Origin of the sequence: Trebonia sp. (genome assembly GCF_030042015.1) — a bacterium.
Taxonomy (GTDB): Bacteria; Actinomycetota; Actinomycetes; order Streptosporangiales; family Streptosporangiaceae; genus Trebonia.
In genome coordinates this window covers 1-19,920 of the sequence record NZ_JASIAL010000373.1, presented here as the reverse complement: position 1 = coordinate 19,920, position 19,920 = coordinate 1, and the positions used below count along the sequence as shown (strand labels likewise).

At 67.1% G+C, this 19,920-nt stretch carries 20 protein-coding genes; 8 read left to right on the top strand and 12 right to left on the bottom strand.

Annotated elements, in window-relative coordinates:
- Positions 1-24: 24 nt before the first annotated feature.
- Positions 25-972: a cyclase family protein gene (locus Q1N79_RS20355; protein WP_300611269.1), complete on the bottom strand. Its 948-nt coding sequence runs from the start codon at positions 970-972 to the stop codon at positions 25-27.
- On the bottom strand, positions 969-1,361 hold the full coding sequence (locus Q1N79_RS20350) for a hypothetical protein (RefSeq protein WP_300611267.1): 393 nt from the start codon (positions 1,359-1,361) through the stop codon (positions 969-971). Before Q1N79_RS20350 ends, Q1N79_RS20355 begins: the two co-directional genes overlap by 4 nt.
- 114 nt (positions 1,362-1,475) lie before the next feature.
- Between Q1N79_RS20350 and Q1N79_RS20345 the strand changes: the two genes are divergently transcribed.
- A complete protein-coding gene (locus Q1N79_RS20345) occupies positions 1,476-2,678 on the top strand; it encodes a cytochrome P450 (RefSeq protein ID WP_300611265.1) in 1,203 nt (400 codons plus the stop codon).
- 65 nt (positions 2,679-2,743) lie between these two features.
- Here the strand turns inward: Q1N79_RS20345 and Q1N79_RS20340 are convergent, their stop codons facing one another.
- Positions 2,744-3,259, bottom strand: a complete 516-nt coding sequence (locus Q1N79_RS20340) for a DUF3291 domain-containing protein (protein WP_300611263.1) — start codon at positions 3,257-3,259, stop codon at positions 2,744-2,746.
- Positions 3,256-3,954, bottom strand: coding sequence for a TetR/AcrR family transcriptional regulator (locus Q1N79_RS20335; protein ID WP_300611262.1), 699 nt, complete (start codon positions 3,952-3,954; stop codon positions 3,256-3,258). The genes Q1N79_RS20340 and Q1N79_RS20335 overlap by 4 nt, the downstream gene beginning before the upstream one ends.
- A gap of 87 nt (positions 3,955-4,041) precedes the next feature.
- Here Q1N79_RS20335 and Q1N79_RS20330 point away from each other — a divergent pair, with 87 nt between their 5' ends.
- Both Q1N79_RS20330 and Q1N79_RS20325 read left to right on the top strand, forming a co-directional pair.
- Positions 4,042-5,598, top strand: a complete 1,557-nt coding sequence (locus Q1N79_RS20330; protein ID WP_300611260.1) for a GMC family oxidoreductase — start codon at positions 4,042-4,044, stop codon at positions 5,596-5,598.
- Between the two features lie 12 nt (positions 5,599-5,610).
- A complete protein-coding gene (locus tag Q1N79_RS20325; protein WP_300611258.1) occupies positions 5,611-6,453 on the top strand; it encodes a class I SAM-dependent methyltransferase in 843 nt (280 codons plus the stop codon).
- Positions 6,454-6,918: 465 nt separating this feature from the next.
- On the opposite strand, the gene Q1N79_RS20320 is transcribed toward Q1N79_RS20325, so the two are convergent.
- The 3 genes from Q1N79_RS20320 to Q1N79_RS20310 form a co-directional block, all read right to left on the bottom strand.
- The gene (locus Q1N79_RS20320; protein ID WP_300611256.1) at positions 6,919-7,338 is read right to left on the bottom strand and encodes a DUF6036 family nucleotidyltransferase; all 420 of its coding nucleotides are present in this window, start codon (positions 7,336-7,338) and stop codon (positions 6,919-6,921) included.
- Positions 7,328-7,828, bottom strand: coding sequence for a helix-turn-helix domain-containing protein (locus Q1N79_RS20315; protein ID WP_300611254.1), 501 nt, complete (start codon positions 7,826-7,828; stop codon positions 7,328-7,330). The genes Q1N79_RS20320 and Q1N79_RS20315 overlap by 11 nt, the downstream gene beginning before the upstream one ends.
- A gap of 447 nt (positions 7,829-8,275) precedes the next feature.
- Positions 8,276-8,488, bottom strand: coding sequence for a hypothetical protein (locus tag Q1N79_RS20310; RefSeq protein ID WP_300611252.1), 213 nt, complete (start codon positions 8,486-8,488; stop codon positions 8,276-8,278).
- A 500-nt stretch (positions 8,489-8,988) separates the two neighbouring features.
- Between Q1N79_RS20310 and Q1N79_RS20300 the strand changes: the two genes are divergently transcribed.
- The gene (locus tag Q1N79_RS20300) at positions 8,989-9,204 is read left to right on the top strand and encodes a DinB family protein (RefSeq protein ID WP_367185116.1); all 216 of its coding nucleotides are present in this window, start codon (positions 8,989-8,991) and stop codon (positions 9,202-9,204) included.
- A 321-nt stretch (positions 9,205-9,525) separates the two neighbouring features.
- On the opposite strand, the gene Q1N79_RS20295 is transcribed toward Q1N79_RS20300, so the two are convergent.
- Positions 9,526-10,056, bottom strand: coding sequence for a TetR/AcrR family transcriptional regulator (locus tag Q1N79_RS20295; protein WP_300611245.1), 531 nt, complete (start codon positions 10,054-10,056; stop codon positions 9,526-9,528).
- A 134-nt stretch (positions 10,057-10,190) separates the two neighbouring features.
- On the opposite strand from Q1N79_RS20295, the gene Q1N79_RS20290 reads away from it, so the two are divergent.
- The 3 genes from Q1N79_RS20290 (at position 10,191) to Q1N79_RS20280 (ending at position 13,157) form a co-directional block, all read left to right on the top strand.
- Entirely contained in the window at positions 10,191-11,072 is an 882-nt protein-coding gene (locus tag Q1N79_RS20290; RefSeq protein WP_300611242.1) for an SDR family oxidoreductase, read from the top strand.
- Positions 11,073-11,386: 314 nt separating this feature from the next.
- Positions 11,387-11,788, top strand: coding sequence for a VOC family protein (locus Q1N79_RS20285; protein ID WP_300611239.1), 402 nt, complete (start codon positions 11,387-11,389; stop codon positions 11,786-11,788).
- Positions 11,789-12,155: 367 nt separating this feature from the next.
- Positions 12,156-13,157, top strand: coding sequence for a hypothetical protein (locus Q1N79_RS20280; RefSeq protein WP_300611236.1), 1,002 nt, complete (start codon positions 12,156-12,158; stop codon positions 13,155-13,157).
- Between the two features lie 278 nt (positions 13,158-13,435).
- On the opposite strand, the gene Q1N79_RS20275 is transcribed toward Q1N79_RS20280, so the two are convergent.
- Both Q1N79_RS20275 and Q1N79_RS20270 read right to left on the bottom strand, forming a co-directional pair.
- On the bottom strand, positions 13,436-15,031 hold the full coding sequence (locus Q1N79_RS20275; protein ID WP_300611233.1) for a transposase domain-containing protein: 1,596 nt from the start codon (positions 15,029-15,031) through the stop codon (positions 13,436-13,438).
- Between the two features lie 117 nt (positions 15,032-15,148).
- Positions 15,149-18,427 carry an NACHT domain-containing protein gene (locus Q1N79_RS20270; RefSeq protein WP_300611230.1) on the bottom strand — a complete coding sequence of 1,093 codons (3,279 nt, stop codon included), beginning with the start codon at positions 18,425-18,427 and terminating at the stop codon, positions 15,149-15,151.
- Between the two features lie 185 nt (positions 18,428-18,612).
- On the opposite strand from Q1N79_RS20270, the gene Q1N79_RS20265 reads away from it, so the two are divergent.
- Positions 18,613-19,197 carry an AAA family ATPase gene (locus Q1N79_RS20265; RefSeq protein ID WP_300611227.1) on the top strand — a complete coding sequence of 195 codons (585 nt, stop codon included), beginning with the start codon at positions 18,613-18,615 and terminating at the stop codon, positions 19,195-19,197.
- 60 nt (positions 19,198-19,257) lie between these two features.
- Here the strand turns inward: Q1N79_RS20265 and Q1N79_RS20260 are convergent, their stop codons facing one another.
- Both Q1N79_RS20260 and Q1N79_RS20255 read right to left on the bottom strand, forming a co-directional pair.
- Complete coding sequence (locus Q1N79_RS20260; protein WP_300611224.1) at positions 19,258-19,683, bottom strand: PIN domain nuclease; 426 nt, start codon at positions 19,681-19,683, stop codon at positions 19,258-19,260.
- On the bottom strand, positions 19,671-19,880 hold the full coding sequence (locus tag Q1N79_RS20255; protein WP_300611221.1) for a type II toxin-antitoxin system VapB family antitoxin: 210 nt from the start codon (positions 19,878-19,880) through the stop codon (positions 19,671-19,673). The genes Q1N79_RS20260 and Q1N79_RS20255 overlap by 13 nt, the downstream gene beginning before the upstream one ends.
- Positions 19,881-19,920 lie beyond the last annotated feature (40 nt).

The window sequence follows — 19,920 nt, the reverse complement described above, 5'->3', positions numbered from 1 at the left end:
GCCTTCCGTCGCGTTGCCGCCTAGTCAGCGGATCGCCACCGCGTTGGCCGGCGAGCCGCAGCCGCCGTCGAGGTTGAGCGGCACGCTGGCGAACAGGAACTCATACCGTCCGTCCCTGTGGCAGGCCGCGGCGAGCGCGGCGAAGTCGAACAGCTCACCGATCGCGAAGCCCAGGCACGGGATCAGCCGCAGGTGCAGCGACCCGGCCTCCCGGTCCACCGGCACGACCTCCACGGCGGGGTTGTCGGCGGTCACCGCGGCGGCACCGCTGTCCCACAGGAACCGGCTCATCTCCTCGCTGCCCGACAGGCCCGCGCACCGGTAGCCGAGTGGGTCGGCCATCCGCTCGGCCAGCTCGCGTCGGCCCTGCTCGTCGAGCGCCAGGTAGCTGTCCATCCAGCCGGTCCTGACGCACAGGATGTCGCCGAGCCGCAGCCGGCTGCCCTGTTCCCGCAGCACCGCCTCGACCTCGGCGACGCTGAACGCCTTGACCTCGAACGGGTCGTGCCCGCCGGCCGCCAGGTCGATCAGCATGCCGCGCCCGATGATGCCCTGCCGGGCCCAGTGCTGGATGCCCAGCGGTCCAGGGTCGGCGTCGGGGCTGCCCTGCCAGCCGCCGTAGAAGCCGTCCGGCGCGGCGATGTGGCGCAGGCCGTCCCACTGGCTTGATGCCTGCGGATAGAACCCGTCCAGCCGGTCGTCCCAGGCCCCCGGCCACATCGGGAACACCGTGTGCTTCGGCGGCTGCCGCCCGAAGAACGAGGGGTCGGGCAGTCCGAGCGGCAGGCTCAGGCCGATCCGCTCGCCGGTGCGCACCGCCCCGGCCGCCGCCGCGACCACGTCGCCGGTGAGCCGGTTCAGCGTGCCGAACTGGTCGCCTGGGCCATGGACGTGCCAGGAATGCCGCAGGCCCGCCACGGGCAGGCGGGGGAGCTCATCGAACGGGACGACTACGGTGTCAGGCTCGGTCACGCTCCCGACCGTACCGGACCGGCCCGCCATGACAAGCAGGGCCTGACAAGCGAGACCGGTGCGCACCGATCACCACCGAGCTGCGGGCGCCTCCAGTAAGCGAACTGGGCCCGCAGGAGAACCTCCGGATCGGCTGTCGACCGGTACCGGCTGACGGTGGCCGCCAGCGACATCCGGGCCAGGTCGCGCTGGCAGCGGAAGGCGGGACCGTGCGCTGCGCCGGTCAGTTCGCGGAACGCGGACGACCAGGCCCTGGCCACCTCGGCCGGGCTGACCGTCTGGGGCGGGGCGTGCTCGCAGACTTGCTGGCAGATGGCCGTGATGACGTCGGTGTCCTCGTCGACCAGGGTTCCGTAGAAGTCCAGCAAGAGCGCTCGCGGGCCAGGCATGCTCAGCAGGCTAGTCTGCGCTTTACCCGGGGGAGCCGGCCGGGACCGTTCGGAACAATCGCCCTTAATCGCCCCTCTAGGAAGACATCTCCGGCAGGCGTAACATCCCCGGACATGAGTGCTGTCGGCGATCTCCACCTGCCGGAGATCGACTACAACTCGCCGGACTTCGGGCCGCACAATTACCACGAGCAGCTGGCGCGGGCACGCGAGCAGGGCTGGCTGGCGCACTCGCCGCTGGCGTACATCGTGCTCGACGCGGAGTCGGGCGACTTCTTCCTCCGGTCGCGGCAGACGGCATTCCCCGGTCCGCAGCTCGCCGAAATCTTCGGCATCACGAGCGGTCCGCTCTTCAACCACATCAACGCGAACATCCTGAACCTCACCGGTGACAAGCACCGGCGGCTGCGGTCGCTGGTCGGCCACGCGTTCACGCCGCGCGCCGCGGACCGCTGGCGGCCGGTCATGGGGGAGTTCATCGCGCAGATCTGGGACGAGCTGGGCGGCGCCCGCGGCACCGAGTTCGTGGCGGCCGTCGCCAAGCCGTACCCGAGCCGCACGATCGCCGCCGTCCTCGGCGCGCCCGTGGCGGACGCGTCCAGGCTGCACCACTGGTCCAACATGGTGCAGCGCCAGTTCGACATCCAGGCGCTGGCCACCCAGGTCCCCGAGATCGAGCAGGCGGTCCTCGAGGCCGAGGACTATGTGAGCAAGCTCCTCGACGACCGCAGGGCGAACCCGCGCGACGACCTGATCACCGCCCTCGTCCAGGCCGAAGAGCAGGGCGACAAGCTCAGCCACGACGAGTGCCTCAACCTCGTGCTCAACGTGCTGCAGGGCGGGGTGGACACCACCCAGAGCCAGCTCGCGCACGCGCTGCGGCTGTTCGCGCAGCACCCGGGCCAGTGGCAGGTGCTTGCCCGCGACCCGGGCCGCTACGCCGCCCCCGCCGTGCAGGAGGTGCTGCGGTTCGAGCCGATCGCGCCGTTCACCGCGCGGATCGTCCTTTCTGACATCGAGCACCGCGGCGTCACGTTCCCGGCGGGCACGATCGTGGCGGTCTGCTCCGAGCGCGCCAACCGCGAGACCCGCGACGGCGAGACCTTCGACATCACCGCCGCCCGCGACCCCAGGCTGTTCACCTTCGGCGCGGGCCCGCACTTCTGCCTCGGCGCCAACCTGGCCCGCGCCGAGCTTGAGGAGGCGCTGGCGTTCCTCGCGCCCCGGATGCCCGGGCTCGCCCCAGACGGCGAGCCGCGGCTCGGCGGGGTGGAAGGGATCTACGGGATCGAGGCGCTGCCGCTGCGCTGGGATTAAAGAAATTTCATCCAGAACGAGCCGTGGCGCCTGCCCAGCCGTCCGCGCGCGCCCGAAGCCGGTCACTAGACCGGGCAGGTCCAGCGGTCTGGGCTGCGCAGCATGTCGGGCTCGCCGCTGTCCGGCGGCGGGAAGTGCTCGCGCAGGGTGAACGCGTACGGCGTCGGGCCGTGCACGCGCAGGTGCCTCACCCGGTGTTCGGCCTCGGGGATCGCCGGGATGTGGCCGCGCGGAATCCACCACAGCGCGGTGTACGCCTGCGCCATCCGCTCGAACCACTCGCGGCGGCGCCGCAGCACCGCCAGGTGCGCGTCGCCGTAGACGTACGCGGCGAGCGCCGCCACCGACTCCCACACGGACATGTTGATGAGGATGCCGCCGTCGGCGCCCTCGGCGTCCTGCTCGAAGGCGCGCAGCGCCGTCGCGTTCCCGTCCTCGGTCTGCAGCCGCCACACGAACCCAGGGGCGGCGTCGGCGACCGCGTTCACCGGGTCGAGCGCCGCCGCGAAGTCCGCGAGCGCGGGGCTGTCCAGCGGCGCGACCAGCCGGCCGATGTTCACTTGCGCGAGCACATAGGTCACGCCCCGATGCTAGCGCCGGCGATGATGGCGTTGATCGCGAAGGCGAAGCGCACGGCGGTATCGCCTTCCGTCAGCGTGACCGCCATGCCGGTGATGTTCGGGTAGCGGTCGGCGGGCAGGGCGGCGTAGATGTCGCGCACGGGGTCGGTGTAGCTGGCGGCCAGCGACTTGTGGTGCGGCGCGGTGGGCGTGCGCTGGCCGGCGATGCCCTGCTCGACGGCGGTCGCGACCGTGACCAGGTAGAGGGCGTCGACGGCCCAGGCGGCGGCCTGGTCGGGGATCTCGCCGGCGCGCAGCAGCGCCAGGGCGGTCTCGGTGATGGCCAGCGCGGAGGGCCAGACCGGGATCGAGCCGAGCGCGACCTGGGCGATCCCCGGGTACCCGCACAGCGCGTCCAGGGTGGCCGTGAACAGGGCGGTGAGCTGCTCGTGCCAGCGCGCCGGGTCGACGGTGACCGCGGGAACCTGCGAGAGCACCCGGTCAAGCATCCGCTCGAGCAGGTCCTCGCGGTTGGCGACGTAGACATACAGCGAGGCGGGCCCGGTGTCGAGGCGCTCGGCGACGCTGCGCAGCGTCACCGCGTCGAGCCGGTCCTGCCTGACGAGCTCAAGGGCCGCGTCGACGATCACCGCACGGGACAGCGGCTGCTTCGCCGGGCGGTCGCGGCGGCTGCGCGGTTCGCTGAGCTCGGTCACGTCCGCGAGCATAGCACTTGACAGAACGGTGTTCCTGACGAATGATGTTCGTTACGAACGAGGATCGAGAGTGGTAGGGGGACCACGATGACTCCTGTTTCGAACGACTACATCGTCATCGGCGCCGGGTCGGCGGGCTGCGTGATCGCGTCGCGGCTGAGCGAGGACCCGGATAGGACCGTGCTCCTGCTCGAAGCCGGCGGCGACGGCCTGCCCGATCTCGTCCGCGACCCGCCGGAATGGCCCGCGCTCAGCGGGACCGAGCGGGACTGGGCGTACCAGACGACCGTGCAGCGGGGGACCGGGCACGCGCACGCGATGCCCCGCGGCCGGGGCCTGGGCGGCTCGCACAGCATCAACGCGATGGCGTTCCTGCGGGGGCATCGCACGGACTTCGACTCCTGGGCCTACGCCGGGAACCCGGGCTGGTCCTATGACCAGGTCCTGCCCTACTTCAAGCGGATGGAGGACGTGCCGCGCGGGGACCCGCGCTACCGGGGCAGGGGAGGCCCGCTCGCGGTCGGGCCGACCGCGCGCCCGCACCCGCTGACGCTGGCGTTCGTCGAGGCGTGCGGGGAGGCCGGCCACCCGCTCCGCGACGACTTCAACTGCCGCGAGCTCGACGGCGCCGGCCTGCACGACATGACGATCGCCGTCGGCCACCGCCAGACCACGGCCGACGCCTACCTGCGCCCGGCGCTGTCCCGGCCGAACCTGACCGTGGCGACCGGGGCCTTCGTGCACCGGCTGCTCGTCGGGAACGGGCGCTGCACCGGGGTCGAGTACCGCCGCGGCGGCAGGCTGCTGCGGGCGCGCGCCGGCGCCGAGGTGGTGCTGTGCGCCGGCGCGATCGACTCGCCGCGGCTGCTGATGCTCTCCGGGATCGGCGACCCCGCTGCCCTGTCTGACCTGGGCATCGAGACCGTCGCCGCGGTGCCGGGGGTCGGCCGCAACCTGCACGACCATATTCTGCTGTGCGGCATCTGCGTCGAGGCCCGTCGGCCGATTCCTGCCGGCACGGGCAACCTCGGCGAGGCGGTGCTCTACTGGCGCAGCGACGCCGCCCTGCCCGGGCCCGACCTGATGACCTGCCTGGTCCACGTGCCGTTCGTCAACCCGTGGCAGCAGGCGGCCGGCAACGCCTACACGTTCGCGGTCGGGCACATGCGCCCCGTCAGCCGCGGCAGGCTGTCGCTGGCCTCAGCCGACCCGCGGCAGCGGCCGGTGATCGATCCCGGCTACCTCGACCAGGGCCACGACCTGGAGATGCTCGTCCGGGGTGTGCGGAAGGCCCTCGAACTGCGCACCCAGCCGGCGTTCGCCGACTGGCGGGGCCGGGATGACATGTCGGGGATCGAGAGCGCGGGACCCGAGGGGCTGGCCGCGTTCGTCAGGCAGGCGGTGAGCACGTTCTGCCACCCCGTGGGCACCTGCCGGATGGGGGTCGGCGACGACGCCGTCGTCGACCCGGAGCTTCGGGTGCACGGCCTGCAGGGCCTGCGCGTCGCCGACGCGTCGGTCATGCCGTCGATAACATCGACGAATACGAATGCGGCAACGATCATGATCGGGGAGAAGGCCGCCGATCTCATCAGGGGACGCTCGCTCGCGTCCCGGGCCGCCGCCCTCGCGTCCGTCGGCTGAAGGGAGACCGTGATGTCCGGACCAACGCTCGGCGAGTACGTCATCGCCGTGGCAGGCGTGGCGCTCATGCGGCAGGCGTTCACGGGTGACGCCGACGGCCGCGCCGCGCGCGCCGCCGAGATCCGTGACGTGCTCGGCCAGCTTGACCGCGGGACCCGGCTGCGGGCGCCCGTGGGCACGGAGTACACCGTGCAGAGCGGGTACCGGCAATGGTCGGCGACCTATGACCAGCCGCTGCGGCTCTTCCCCATCGAGGAACCGCCGATGCGCGCGCTCATCGACAGCATCCCGCCCGGCACCGCACTGGACGCCGCGTGCGGGACCGGCCGCTACAGCGCCATCCTCGCCCAGCGCGGCCACGCGGTGATCGGCGTGGACGTCTCCGCCGCCATGCTGGACATAGCCCGCGAGAAGCTGCCGGGCGCCGACTTCCGCGCGGGTGACCTGACCGCGCTGCCGCTCCCCGCCGACTCGGTGGACGCCGTGGTGTGCGCGCTTGCCCTCGTGCACATCCCCGGCGTTTCCGCTGCCCTGCGGGAGTTCGCGCGCGTGCTGCGGCCAGGCGGCCGGCTCGTCGTCAGCGACGTCCACCCGTTCCTGGTAACCCTCGGCTGGCAGGCCCAGTTCCCCGGCGCGGACGGCCAGCGGGGGTTCATGCGCCTGCACTGCCACCTGCCGTCTGAGTACATCAGCGCGGCGAACGCCGCCGGACTGCGGCTGCGCGGCCTCGCGGAGCCGCCGCTCACCGAAGCGGCCGTGGTCACCCCCGCCGCGGACATCGTCCCCGAGGCCAACCGCGCCGCCTTCGTCGGCCTGCCCGCGGTCTCGATCTGGGACTTCGAACTGCCCGGCTGACCGCCTTGGGCGGAGCATGGCCCGCCCACCGCGGCCTTCGCAACCGTCAGTTCAGGGACGCAGAATAAGCTCGTCTGCGCCACCGCCCCGAAGATCGTGGGCCCGCGGCCCTCTTCTGCTGGAATGAGCATGTCAGCTGCGCGCATATTCATGCAGGACGTGGCATACTCTTGTGCTCTATGATCCCGCCCGCGATCACGGCGCGGGTTTTCGCGCTCACCTCGCGGCATGAGCGGTAAATCAGTTGAGTTCCGTCGTCGGCTCATCTGCGTTGATAGAGACCGCGGTGGCGGCGGATTTGTATCGGCTGGCCTGTTCCGGTCCCTCTAGTCTCTTCTGATATCTGTGAGACAAGGTTAGGGCTCTCTCACTCGTTGCCTAGCCTTCAAGGTGTCGATCAATTTCCGGATGTTTTCGACGATCGCAGGATGAGCGGGAAGCGTTCCCACTCGATCGGCCAGAATGTCAAGATCTATCAGGTTTGTCCTTCTTCTCGAACCGGACAAGCTTGGCCAAGACGCAGTCGTGCGGCTCTAGACACAGCCCCCGGCCTGGCGAAGATCCCGGGGTCTCGTAGGTAACGAGGCGATCCATCCAACCCGCCGGAAACACACCCGTGCTGACGCTGACGCCCTGGGGGTAGTATCCAAACTCGTTGTGGAAGTGTGAGAGCTCGCCAATCATCGCGTCGACAAGACCCGACTTGGTCTCGTCAGGGTCAGAGAAGAAGGCGGTATCCACCTCCATCGAGCCAGTCGCCTCGGGCGGCAACTCGTGCTCAGAGTAGCTGCCCAGAATGGACTGGCTGCCAATCACCAGAACGTTAGGATCTTCGGTTATGCGGGACACCGCGCGAAGAACATGCTCCAACTGCTCACGTGTCACGGGGATGCTCCGAGTGCCAGTGCTTACGGAACGAGTCAAGGACCCTCTTGCGTTCCTCCTCTGACAGGATGCCGGTGAACGGGCTATTCTGCCGCAACTCTGTCGCCTCAGGAGCATCGGACACCAGGACGGTAAGGACGTGATCCGGCCCGGAGTTCAGGGTGAGACGCCATAGATCCAACCAGTGTTCCGCCATCGTTCCCGCGTGGACCTTGCTGAAACGGTCGAGGTTCTCGCGCGCCCGCGCAAGGACAAGATCAGGCTCGGTCACAAGGTGCCCGACGATCGCTCCATGCAGCCAGCGAGACTGCTCCTGGTCACGCGTCCGAGATTGACCGAGCAATGCGAGCACATCAGAGCGGTTCACATACCGATGCGATCCGCCCTTCCGCACGACTGGTAGCTTGCCTTCCTCGCACAGGTCCACCACATGCTGGCGCGAGCAGCCAAGCAGCCGGGCCGCTTCTCCAGTGGGGATCAGGTCAGTCATGTCCACACCCTCATTTTGTATCTAAAACACAAAAAACACAACACAGACTTCACTCCGCTTGTTCCTGCCGGTCTCATCGCCAGCCTGGTTCGGGCGGCTAGCGGCCGGGGGAAGCCCCCACCCGACCAGAGCGCGAGGAGGCACCAGCACCCCTCCCGCATCGTCGATGACAGAGAGCGCACTGCGGACCAGTCCGCTACTGGCTTGCCAGCGCGACCTGCCGGTGAGCCTGACGGAACTCTTCGTTGCGGGGATGTTGCTCAAGGGGAGCCGTCGCACCTCGAACAGAGGGGCATGTGTCCCTGAGCGGAAAGCGGCAGAAGCGAGCGTTTCCGCGGAAACTTTACGGACGTGGCTGTCGAGGCCGCAGTGGTCCGGACACATGCCCTGTCCGCGGCATTCTCTGAACTTGACAAATCGGGCTTAAATCGGACTGGCGGTTGCTGTTCAGGCTTGCCGGGCGGGAGCGGGCATGCCGAGCTCGATGATGGCGGCGGGGCGGGTCCGGCGGTCGATCTGGGCGAGCTTGTCTTCGGCACCGGCGAGGCTGATTTTCAGGCCTTCGGCTCCGCCGAGCCAGCCTTCGCGTTCGGCTTCGGCGATGCGGGCGGTCAGGTTGTCGCGGATCTCGGCGATGCGGGCCCGCTGGGCGGGGTCCATTGCAACGTGCCCGGGGCCTGGTCGCCGCAGAAATTGCTGTTCATCATCGGCTCCGGTCCGACGGCGTGACCGTGCACGGACCTCACCGGGTACCCAGCGATCTAGACTCGCATGCAATAGCGAACTGGTACGAATCAGCTGGAATTGCTGACAGCGGCATGCGAGATCAGTCTCGCCGAGGCCACTGGCGGAGGAGAGGTCATGGCTACCTTTCACCCGGTCCGACAAGCTGCAGGCAGCGGAGTTCGCCGGCGTGGACCTGCGTGGCGCCCGGTTCGTCGAAGCCGACCTGTCCGGTGTCGTGATGCGCGGTGTCAATGCGGAAGGCGCGGACATCGATGATCCGTTTCTCTGCGACCGCGGGGGCTTCCTGCGCGTCAACGGCGTGGACGTGATCCCGTTCGTCGAGGCCGAGCTCAACCGCCGTTACCCCGGCCGGGCCGGCCGGCGCGCCGAAGACCCGGACGGTCTTCGCGACGACCCCACCGTCGTACGCCGAGGTGCTGGAGGTCCGGGCGGGCCGGGTCGCGATGGTGCGCGACTTCCTCGCCACCGTCACGCCGGATGTGCTGGCCGCGCCGTGCGAGAACCCGCACGACCCCACACGCCCCGAGACCGTCCGTTCCTGCCTGCACGTGATCCTCAACGAGGAATGGGAGCACCTCCGCTACGCCGTACGCGACCTCGACGCGATCGGGGCCGAGCGGGCCGGGTGAGCTGGTGGTTGTGCCGTCGCCCGAACCGCTGGGATGCTTTCCAGGACGCGACTTCGCGGGCAGGGTGGCCGTGATACGGGTCGGCACTATCTCCGCACCGTGCTGGAACACGGCTACGCGCTGGGTTGTCACAAGTCAGGCCGGGCTAGCCGAGTAAACCATTCGTGATCTCGCCCCTTGCTTAAGCATGTGAGCTGGTCAAGGCTAAAAGGTCACCGCAACTTAGGGACATGCGCGGCCTGCGTCCGGGCATGGCGGGCGCCACTAGCGAGATAGCTGTCCAGGTGACACGCGAGCACTGGTGGCGAGGGTGAGACCTGCTCAGCTGAGCGACGCACTCGCTGCCCGTAGGTCTTTGAGGGCAGCGGCGGTGTAAGGCGCCAGCCCGCCCTCGGTGTCGTGGTCGGCCTGCAGCCATTCGGAGTAGCCACGTTTGAACGCCAGGACGCCTATCTCGCTCGCAAGGTGCGCGATCGGGTCTGGCACGCCCCGTGCCTTGAGAGCATCGGTCATGGCTGCCGCGAGGCCCACGCTCTTGAGGGCATCGCGCTCTTGTAGCTCGGCGCTGGCTGCGATTGCTGCCTTCAGGCGGGCGCCGAGTTCGCGGTTCATCGGGCCCATCACGCTCGACGCCCGCTCGAGCCCGGCCGCGACCGCCTCGAGCGGGCTGGCGGTCTGCGGTGCCTCGGCGATCCCCTCGGCCAGCAGCCGGCTCAACACTTCCTGCCCCGCCACGAGGAGCTCACGCTTGTCGGGGAAGTGCCGGAAGAAGGTGCTCTTGGTGACCCCTGCGCGCGCAGCGATCTGCGCGACCGTCGTGGCGTCGTACCCCTGCTCGGTGAACAGATCCACAGCAGCCAGGACCATCCTCTGCCGCGCGCCAGGTTCCCATCGAGCCATGAGCCCATACTAGGTGATGCGACCTTTGTCCCGTCGTCCTGTTATAGTGATGGGACAATGATCTCATCACTTCTGAGGAGAACCTCATGCGGGTCTTCGTCACGGGCGGCAGCGGGCTGATCGGTTCCGCCGTCATCGCCGAGCTACTCGGCAATGGCCACACCGTCCTCGCCCTCGCTCGTTCCGACTCGTCCGGGACTGCCCTCGAGTCCGCCGGCGCGCAGACCATTCGCGGCGACCTCGCCGACCTGGGCACGCTCCGCGCCGGCGCCGCTAAGGCTGACGGGGTCATCCACCTGGCCTTTGCCAATGACTTCAGCAGCCCCGCAGCCCTGGCAGCGGCGATCGGTGAAGAGGGCGCCGCACTTGCAGCCCTTGGCGAGGAGCTCACCGGCAGCGGCCGCCCCCTCATCACAGTCTCGGGCACGCCCTACGTCCCAGGCCGCGCCTCCACCGAGGCCGACCCGCTGCCGACCAGCGGGCCGGTCGGCGGCCGCAGCCGCTCTGTCACAGCGGTCCTGGACTTGGCCGCCCGCGGAGTCAGGAGCGCAGCTGTCCGCATGCCGCGCACAGTCCATAACGAGGGCAGGGGCGGATTCGCCGGCCTGCTGACCGAAATGGCACGCCGCACCGGAGTGTCGCGCTATCCGGGCGACGGCGCCCAACGCTGGCCGGCCGTACACGCGCTTGACGCGGCCGTCCTCTTCCGGCTGGTCCTGGAGAATGCGCCGGCCGGGACCGCGTGGCACGCCGTGAGTGACCAGGGCGACCCCGTGCTCGACATCGCCACCGTCATCGGCAGACGGCTGGGGCTCCCGGTCGAAGCGACACCGCAGGAGACCTTCGGCCCGCTCGGCCCGATCTTCGCGACCGACCAGCCCTCATCGAGCGCCCACACCCGGCAGACGCTCGGCTGGGAGCCAACTCACCCAAGTCTGCTGGAGGATCTGGAGAACATCCAGCCCTGACCGGCTCGCAGCCCGGCGCCCGGAGCGGCTGAGTGGAAATAGCCCCTCACGCAGCCTGAGCCCAGCCGGGACCAAGCCCGGATACGAGGTGGGACGGCTCCATTCGAAGAAGACGGTGATCGCGAGATGTGACCGCGGTCGCCCTGTCTGTGCTCGTGTGAGGCTGCTGGCGACAGCTTCGGTTCTTCCTGGTCACGGCGGAGGAAGGTGTCAGATTCAGAGTGCGGCGGGGCGGACGCATGGCACCGGACGACTAGACGCTGCACTGCGCAGGGCGCTATCGGCTACGCCCTGCTCTGTGGCACGATCGCCTGATGCTACAACTCTTGGGTTTCATCATCGACTGCCCGGACGCGATGAAGCTAGCCGCCTTCTACTCCCAGGTGACAGGCCATGCCATTATCGAGGGCAGCTCCGACAACTTCGCGGGCATCACCGTCGGCGAGGTCGATCTGGCCTTCCAGCGGGTGGAGGACTACCGTCCTCCGCGATGGCCCGACGGCGAACACCCCAAGCAGTACCACCTCGACTTCGAAGTGGACGAAATCGAGCCCGAGCAGCGCCGCGTCGTCAAGCTCGGCGCGACACTGCACAAGGACTTCATCGGACCCGAGGGCTACGGCTGGCAGGTGTACACCGACCCCGTCGGACATCCCTTCTGCCTGTGCCGCCACGAAGGGGTCACGTGGTCCGGCAAAGGGGTGGTGTGGCCCTAACCCTGGTCATTCATGCCGTCTGACCGGGCTGGTCGACCGTGCGGTCACACCTGACGAACATCAAAATCCCCAAGCAAAGACCGCGGTCAGCACCGACAGGCAACTGCGGTCAGGTTTACCGAGCAGAATCACAGTCAGAACGCCGGAGTCCGCTGCAGACGGCGAATTCCCGCAAGGTGGTGCGCAGCACAGTCATGGCACGACGATGTTCAGCGTGCCCATGACCGGACGCGCTAGCGGCCCCGACCTTGACGGTGATCCTGGCCGGGTAAAGGCTGGTTGTGCCAGGATGCTCAGCGAGAGGAACGGTTGCGGATCCTCCGATGCAGACTCAAATTTTCAGGGTGCCTTCAAATCGGGAGGTGACATGACCGCGGCGATTATAGTCGCAATCATCGGGGTCCTCGGTGCCACCATCGGCGCGGTCGTGAGCGCCCTCTATGCCCGCCGGCTCGCTCGCGTCCAGAGCGAACTTGATGAAGAGCGTGATGTAAGAAAGGCGCGGCGTGACTACGAGTACGAGGCCCGGAAACGCTTGTACTCGGCGTATGAACCTATTAAATTCCAGCTTATTGATCTCATCGGCCAGGCGCTTCGTCGGATCTCCATGCTGTCACTCGTGGCCCCTGAAACGGGCTCGCTGCCACAGGCAGCGACCGTTTACGAGATCCTCGCCCCTGCTGCCCTTGTCCGGATGCTTGACCGCAATCTTACGCTTGCCGATATGTATCTGGAACCGCAGGTCTCGATCGAGTATGGATTGATGAAGGCTGCCTATAGAGTGCTAGCAGACTCTTCAAGTATTGCCTCGATTTACACTGAACTTTCTGGTGACCACATAGATATCCGCGATGAAGAGCTGCAGCCATGCCAGGTAGATGAGGCTGCCGACGCGCTACTTGGCAGCACGCCGAATGATCTCAAAACGGACGCCACAACGGACCTGCCGGGCAGTTTGCTGACCTTTTCTCAATTCAGGACGGTTCTTGCAGACATCGACGTTAGGCACGACAAGCCTGGGCTGAGCTCCATCACAGCGCTACTCGATGATTTTACTCCGGCACGCCGGCCAGTATTCTGGCGTGCCCTTGTGACACAGGTTCTCTTGTACGGTTGCTACCTCGATCTTGTTCTTCGGAGCCCGCTCGTTCAAAGCGAAAGACTTCAAAATCTTGCTGCTTCGCTTCTTCCCCAACTCGAACATGCACTCGACGTGGGCCTACGCCTCGACAAATTCTGGATGTCGGACGAGCGACCCGAATACATTGAAGTCAATGCGCAAGCAGTTCGTGACGCGCTTCCCTGTGCGGTCCGCTACTACCAGATCCGCGTGCTTTCAGCGATGAACCTGAAAACACTCCCATCGTAATAGCCTCTAAATTCGGCGCAGGCCCGGCAGTAGCAGTGGGCCTGGTGACCGTCTGGACGGCGGCAAAACGTCACCTGATCGTTCGCTGACCGGTGTGGCTCAGGAGTCAATGCCATGGGGTTTAGGTGTTTGACCGGTTGTGGGTAGTTCCTGTTTTTGGTTACTGCGGGTAGTTTCTTTCCAGCGGGCATGCCGGAGGTCGGCGTGTCGTGCCGGCGGCCGCCGGGTCCACGGCCGGCAGGGTCCTCGTTCGGGCGGGTGTACGGTGTTCTCGCTGGTCAGGCCGGGGAGTTGGCCATGGTGATGACGGCGGGGGCGATGCGGGTGACGGTGTCGGCCGGTCCCGCGTGCGCGAAGGAGGAGGGGGACTTGGACTTGCGGGCGCGGTGCCGGTCCCGGTCGACGACGTTCCGGTATCCCGAGATCTCGCTGGTCACGGCCTGGTAGCAGGCGTGCCCGAGGCGGATCGCGGACAGGACCGCGCGGACGGCGCGGGCGAGGGACAGGTCCCGGGGCCGGACCTCGAGCCCGGCGCGGCGCCCTTTCGCCGCGGGCGCGGCAGCGCGGGCCGCGTCGAGGATGACGCCGCGGGCCATCCCGGTGCCGGCGGCCCAGGCCGCGAGTTCCTGCCGCACGAGGTCCGGGAGGCCGGAGCGGAGCATCGGGCCGGTGCCCGGGCCGGCGCCGCGCAGCTGCGCCTTGGCCTCCCGCAGCGCGGTTTCCGACCCGTCCCACCGCCACTTATAGAGGCCGGCCAGCTCGATGGCGGGGTAGTCCTCCCAGTCCATGAGATCGGTGACCAGGCAGAACATCTCCGGCACGTCCTGGCCCTCCACGGTGACCCAGTACTCGATTACCCGGACCGTGATCGTGACGCCGTCACCGGACAGCTCCGCCCGGTAGGAGCAGTCGGGCAGGATCTGCGAGGTCCGCTTCAGCGGGATGTCGCTCTTGAGCCTGATCAGCACGTGCGTGCGCCCGATGAGGCGGGCGATCCGGGACGCTCCGTGGTAGTTGCGGTCCATCAGCCAGATCCAGTCGGGCGCGAACAGGCCGGGGGAGCATTCCATGGCCTCGTCGAGCAGGGCCTGCTCCGATTCGGCCTTGTCCGTCCCGGCCGGCCCGTGCGGCATCGCGAACAGTGCCCGGCACGAGCAGCAGCCCATCGGGAGCGCCCGCAGGCACGGGTACGGGCCGGAATCATCGCCCGTGCCCACGGTGCCGAAGAACGCCCTGTTCGCGGGCGTGTCCGGCACCCGCAGCAGCGTCCCGTCCAGCGACCCCGCCTTCAGCGGCCGCTTCTTCCCGGTGGTCACCGCGCCGGGACAGCCCCGTCCCTGGTGCTCCCGCCAGGCCTGTCCCAGGACGAGGTCCCGCAGTTCTTCCAGGGGGACCGGCCCGAGGGCGTTCCGCCAGTCCCCGGCCGACCGCGCCGACGCCGGCCGCCACGGCCGCGCCCACGGGACCAGGGCCAGGTCCCCGGCCAGCGCGGCGATCACGTCCCTGGGCCGCGCGTCCGGCATCAGCGTCATCGCCACGATCACCCGGATCATGAACGCCCTGGCCAGCAGCCTTTCCCGCTCCCCCTTCACGAACCGGGCGCCCAGCCGCGCCCGCCCCGCGATCACGCCGGCGGCATCCGGCCCGGCCTTGGCCTCCAGTGGCCCCAGCGTCGCGTGATGCACCGGGCTGCCTTTCGCCCGGACCTGCCCGTCCCGTTTCACCAGCGCTTCCGCGACCGCGACCACCTTGCAGAACACGACCGTGCCGCCCGTGCGGATCTTCCCCGTGCCCCCGATGACCAGCGCGGACCGGTCGCTGTCGCCCAGGTCCCTGCCGCTCTTCAGCGGCGACGCCAGCAGCTCCAGCGGCACCGCGACCATCATCCCGCCCGAAACTGGCACGGCATCCGACGGGACAGGGTAAGAAGAAGGCACGTGAGGCTCCGGCGACGAAGTGGGACGTAGACAATCACACTTCTAGCGGGAGCCTCACCCATCTCGCAGGCAACCTGAACAACAGGCCCGCAGCCAGGAACGATCACACAGCGCAACCGGAAACCGGATCAGCGCCCGATCGTTTCGCCCTAAAGCCGGTGGCATTGGGCTCAGGAGTTCCTTGTTCACCGAACTTACCGTGTCTTCCGGCCACGAGGTGCGGATATCAGATACATACTCGATAAGCGAGTTTCGATCTTCTGCTGAGTCTGCCTTCTCCCATAGGCCGTTCAAAAGTGCGATGTAGGTCCCTGTGGGAGGCAGGCTACTCACCTTCCGCAGAATCTCGACCGTTGCCGAGGCTGGGAAATCGGCAGCGTCCTGCAGCAGTCGAATGAGAAACTGTTCTCTCAACTCTGCGCTAATCGCCATCGTAGCAGCGAATGACTCGTAAAGCTTCTGCCGCCTGCTCGGCGATTCCCCGCGAGCGTAGTCCAGACGTGCCAGCATGTATCCGGGCAAGTCGGCACTTCCGTCGTTTTGCTGATAACGGATTTCACCATCCAAGGCCCGCAGGTAAGGAACGGTCTGGAGCAAGAGCATTGCGGTCTGCCAGCTGGGCGTAAATGCGATATCGCGAAATATGCGACTCGCCCTGTTGCCGAATGGTATTTCTACGTCGTAGGAAACATCTTCGTGCGAAGATAGGTGAACATCGAAGTTTGTCAGCTCGCTAGACTTCTCCGTTACGACGAAGCTGTCAATCGGCGATACTGGCGATCCATCATCCCTTGTCAGATTTATTTCTACCGGTCCGCCCCTGCGGCTGATCCGCGCGCGGATGGTGTCGATGAGGCTATTCCACTCTGAGGATGTGAATGCAGAACGCCAAAGGTAGCCGTACTCTGCCCATTTCTTACCTGTATCGGCTGTCCCGCAGAATTCTGTTGCACTGACCTCGCCAACCATGACGACGAGCATCAGCACAAGATTGGCGGAGTAGCAGGCAAGGCGCCGGGGAATCGCGTACCGCATCGGCTCATAGCGCTGAAATGACCGGTTCGGATGCGGATATAGTGATCCCGTGATGAGATCGCAGAGCATTTCCCGGCAGCGAGCGCGTTCATCGCCGGGGATCTGCTGAAGCAGCTCGCTCATGAAACGCACGATCGGAGTCCGGCTCGCCAGGCATGAAAATGATAGCGTCGCGTACAGGAAGCCGTCGTCGAGGGGGCCTGCCGCAGTCGTCCCGCGGCGCATCACCTGCCTGTATTCCGCTATGTCACGCAGTGCGGTGACGGCAAGCCGGGCCACGAGGAACTCCCCGAACGTAGCGTGCAGGAACTCATAGCTTCGCATGCGCTCATCGTGCCGGCGGGCCTCGGATTTGTGGACGAAGAAGAACCGGCCGGTCGCGCGCTGCGCGGGTGTGAGAGCGGCGTCTGGGTCGATCTCCGTGTCGTCATCATCAGGGAAAAGAACCGGCAGGTCCTGGTTCAGCTCTGCTTCGCTGGCGGCCTGCTGCCCGCGGGCGAACATGGCGAGCGCGACGACAGCCAAGCGCTGAACTTCGCGCGCTGCCAGCTGGCGTTGCCGGAGGGCCGACAGCGCCCGGTTGCGTGCCGACTTGCTGACCTCGCGGAAAGCGAATTCGGTAAGCAGACGCTCGTACAGTTCAGCCCGTCCCATTCGGGTATCGAGCCGCTGAAGACCGTTGTCTGTGGCATCGAAGATAGCCACTAGCAGCAGGAGCAAGGGCTGCTCGGCGAGTTCGCGGTGCGCAAGCGCGGTCTCGGCAGGCAGCGGCCGCAGTCCTCGCGCAGCTAGGACGGGAGCATTATGGCGGTCCCAGATCTCCAGCCAGCGGCGTACCTGGTCTTCAGTAAACGGCTGCAACTGCAGGACAAGGCTACCCACCGGAAACCGGGACAGGTCGGCGGCAACGGTACGGCTCGTGACGATCACCGCAACCGGGTGGCCGACCTGCGCCTGCCTGAGCTGGAAATCCCGCACTTGTTCCAGGTAGTCATACCGGTTCACTGCGGTCGCCTGGACCAGTTCATCAAACCCGTCAAGCAGCACGACCGGCAGTGCTCCTTCGGCCGCCTCAACCAGGTCATGCCAGCTGACCCGCTCACCGGGCCGCTGGAAGATAGCCTGCTCGATCTGTTCCTGGATCATGGACTCCGCGGCTACATCGCGCAGCTGGATCAAGACAGGGAGGAAATCTTGTTCCGGCAGCCGCGCTGCCAGAACCTCGGCCAGCTTGGACTTTCCAGATCCCGGTTCACCAAGCACCACCAGCGGGAGCCCAGCGGCCCGCGGTGAAGTCAGATAACCCGCGAAAAACGCCTCGATATCCGGCACTAGCTCCTGGGCCTCCCACCACTGGCTTTCCGCTGGCCTGTCTCCCGGCCTGATCTCCGCGACTCGGCAGACGGGATTCACGTAGCCTTCCCCTAGGGAGGGAAGCACCACGCCATCAGGTGCCTGCCCGGAGCCTATGATCGGCTCGGTCAGAGCAGCGCGGTAGCTCATTGCAAGATGCATGCGTGGCCTTTGGCCCGGGCGGCGGAGGGTCATCTCTGTCAGAAGCGACGACATTCCCGACAAAGCGGCGCCCACCGCGCGGACTTCGGTTAGGCCTGCCCAGACCGCGAACTCGCGGTTGTCCATGGCCAAGAAGCGGTATCCATCGTCATACCGGTCGAGAGCTCTCGGCGGCAGCGCGTGGATCGCTTCGTCCAGCGCATGCTTGCTGTCGCCGTCGAGTTCGTCCCACACCGCCATGCCCGAGATGAGTTTCATGAGCCGGTTGGACAACCCGTCATAGCAGCTCGCAAGCTTGTGCCGGACTTCGGCATGAGACCGGTGCGGCTCGGGAAGCGGCAGTGGTTCCCGTAGCAGGAACTCGATGATCTCGACGTATCCGTCTGGCACTTTGCTTCCCGTGGCTAGCGCCGCCTGTTCCGCGCTGGTCAGTGCTAGACGTTCCATGGATACCGGAAGATCCGCTTGCGCTGCTGCCTCGAAATATGACGATATGACCAGAACCGCGTGCGCCGCGGCGAGCCGCTCAGAACGGTCAAAACGGGACAGGCCAGTACGCCAGTCCGAAATCCGCCGGACCACCTCGTGCGCGTACAGAACGATTTCGGTCTTCAGCTCGAAAATGCTCAGCGGCAGATCAACGCGTTGCCCAGCGGCCAAGGCTCCTGCCGCCCACGCTGTCAACCCGGTCGTCGCGACAGCATCCAGCAAAGTCACCAGCCGGCTTCTAGTAGTCCTCCCAAGCAACTGCAATGCCGCATGGTAGGTCAAAGCGTCACTCACACCATCAATCCTTACCTATGCAGCATCGGGTGTCACGATCGAGCAGAGCCAGGAAAGATGCTGGAACGAGTCCCCGTTTGGGCGGCCACGCGACTCTCGTGCCGCTTTCCGCTCAAGGGTGCATGCCCGTGTTCGAGGTGTGGCGGCCGGAACCGCAGGCTGCTGCTGTGGGAAGCTGGCAGATCATGACCAGCTTCAGTGAAGTCCCGTATCCGGGTCCTGCGGTCCGCCGTCTGATCCTTATCTGTGGGCAGGAGGGTGCCGGCAAGACCACGATCATCCGTGCGCTGTTGCCGCACACGCCGCGCGCGGCGCGGATAGATGCCGAAGATCTGGGCCAGGTCAACCCGTGCTTGTATGACGAGGCGTTCTGGCGGCTGCTGCGAGCCAACGTCGGGGCTCTCGTCCGCAACTACTGGGCTGCCGGGTTCGGGAACGTCATCGCGGGGAGCTTTTTCACCACCCGCGATGACTTCCTGCGCTTCCGCGAGCTTGTCCCCGAGGTCGACGAGGTGTGCATGGTGCAGTTGCTCGTGCAGCCGGACGAGCGGCAGCGCCGCCGGATCACGCGCGCCAAGCAGACCACGCAGGAGTGGCGCGACAGGGTGGGCCCGCTGGATAGCACCGACACGACGATCGCCGGCAACCAGGGCGGATACCGGTATTTCGCCGTCGATGGCACGGCGATGACAGCCGGGCAGACAGTCGCAGCGATCATGCGCGAGTTCCCGGAGATCTACGGCCGCGGCCGCCCGGCTTCAGGCGCCTAGACCCGCCTTCGGCTCCGGCCCCGGAGCAGCCCGAGTACAAAGGCCTGAATGTTACTGAGGTCAGGGCACCGTTCCGCGGGGTACGACCCATTGCACCGGCTGGCCCGTGATCTGCGCGATCAGCTCGTAATCACCGTCGTAATGCAGAACGGTGACACGTTCGCGTTCGGCCACCGCCGCGATCAGCAGGTCAGGCAGGCCGACCGCCCTGATGCGCCCGCCCCGCCACAAGGCGCCCTGGACGTCAAGCGCTCTCCGCCAGTCCCCATCATGGGTGGCCAGCCACTCATAGCCAGCGTCGCGGTCGGCTCGTACCTGGCCGAACTCCGCCCCGGTGCGGGTTGCCCAGCCGAGTTCGAACTCGATGAAACCGCAGGTGGCCACCACTCCCGACTCGATCAGCGGCGCCAGGACCGCTGCCACGTGCGGATGGCGCAGGCGGGCGAGGGCGCTGGTGTCTGCCAGGTAGCGGGCTACCGCTGCCATGCGGCCAGCATCACGTCCTGTTCTTCGAGGTCGGGCAGTCCGCCGGAGGTGAGCCTTTGCAGGTCACGCCGTCTGGCGGCCAGCGCGGCGACCTCGCGGAGGGCAGCATTGACCGTGTCCTTCTTGGTGGCGGTGCCCAGCGCCTGCTGCGCAGCCGCGAGGTACTCGTCGTCGATCTCCACGAGGGTCTTGGTCATTGCTGCCTCCTTCGCGATCAGTATATCTCAGATGGCTCTA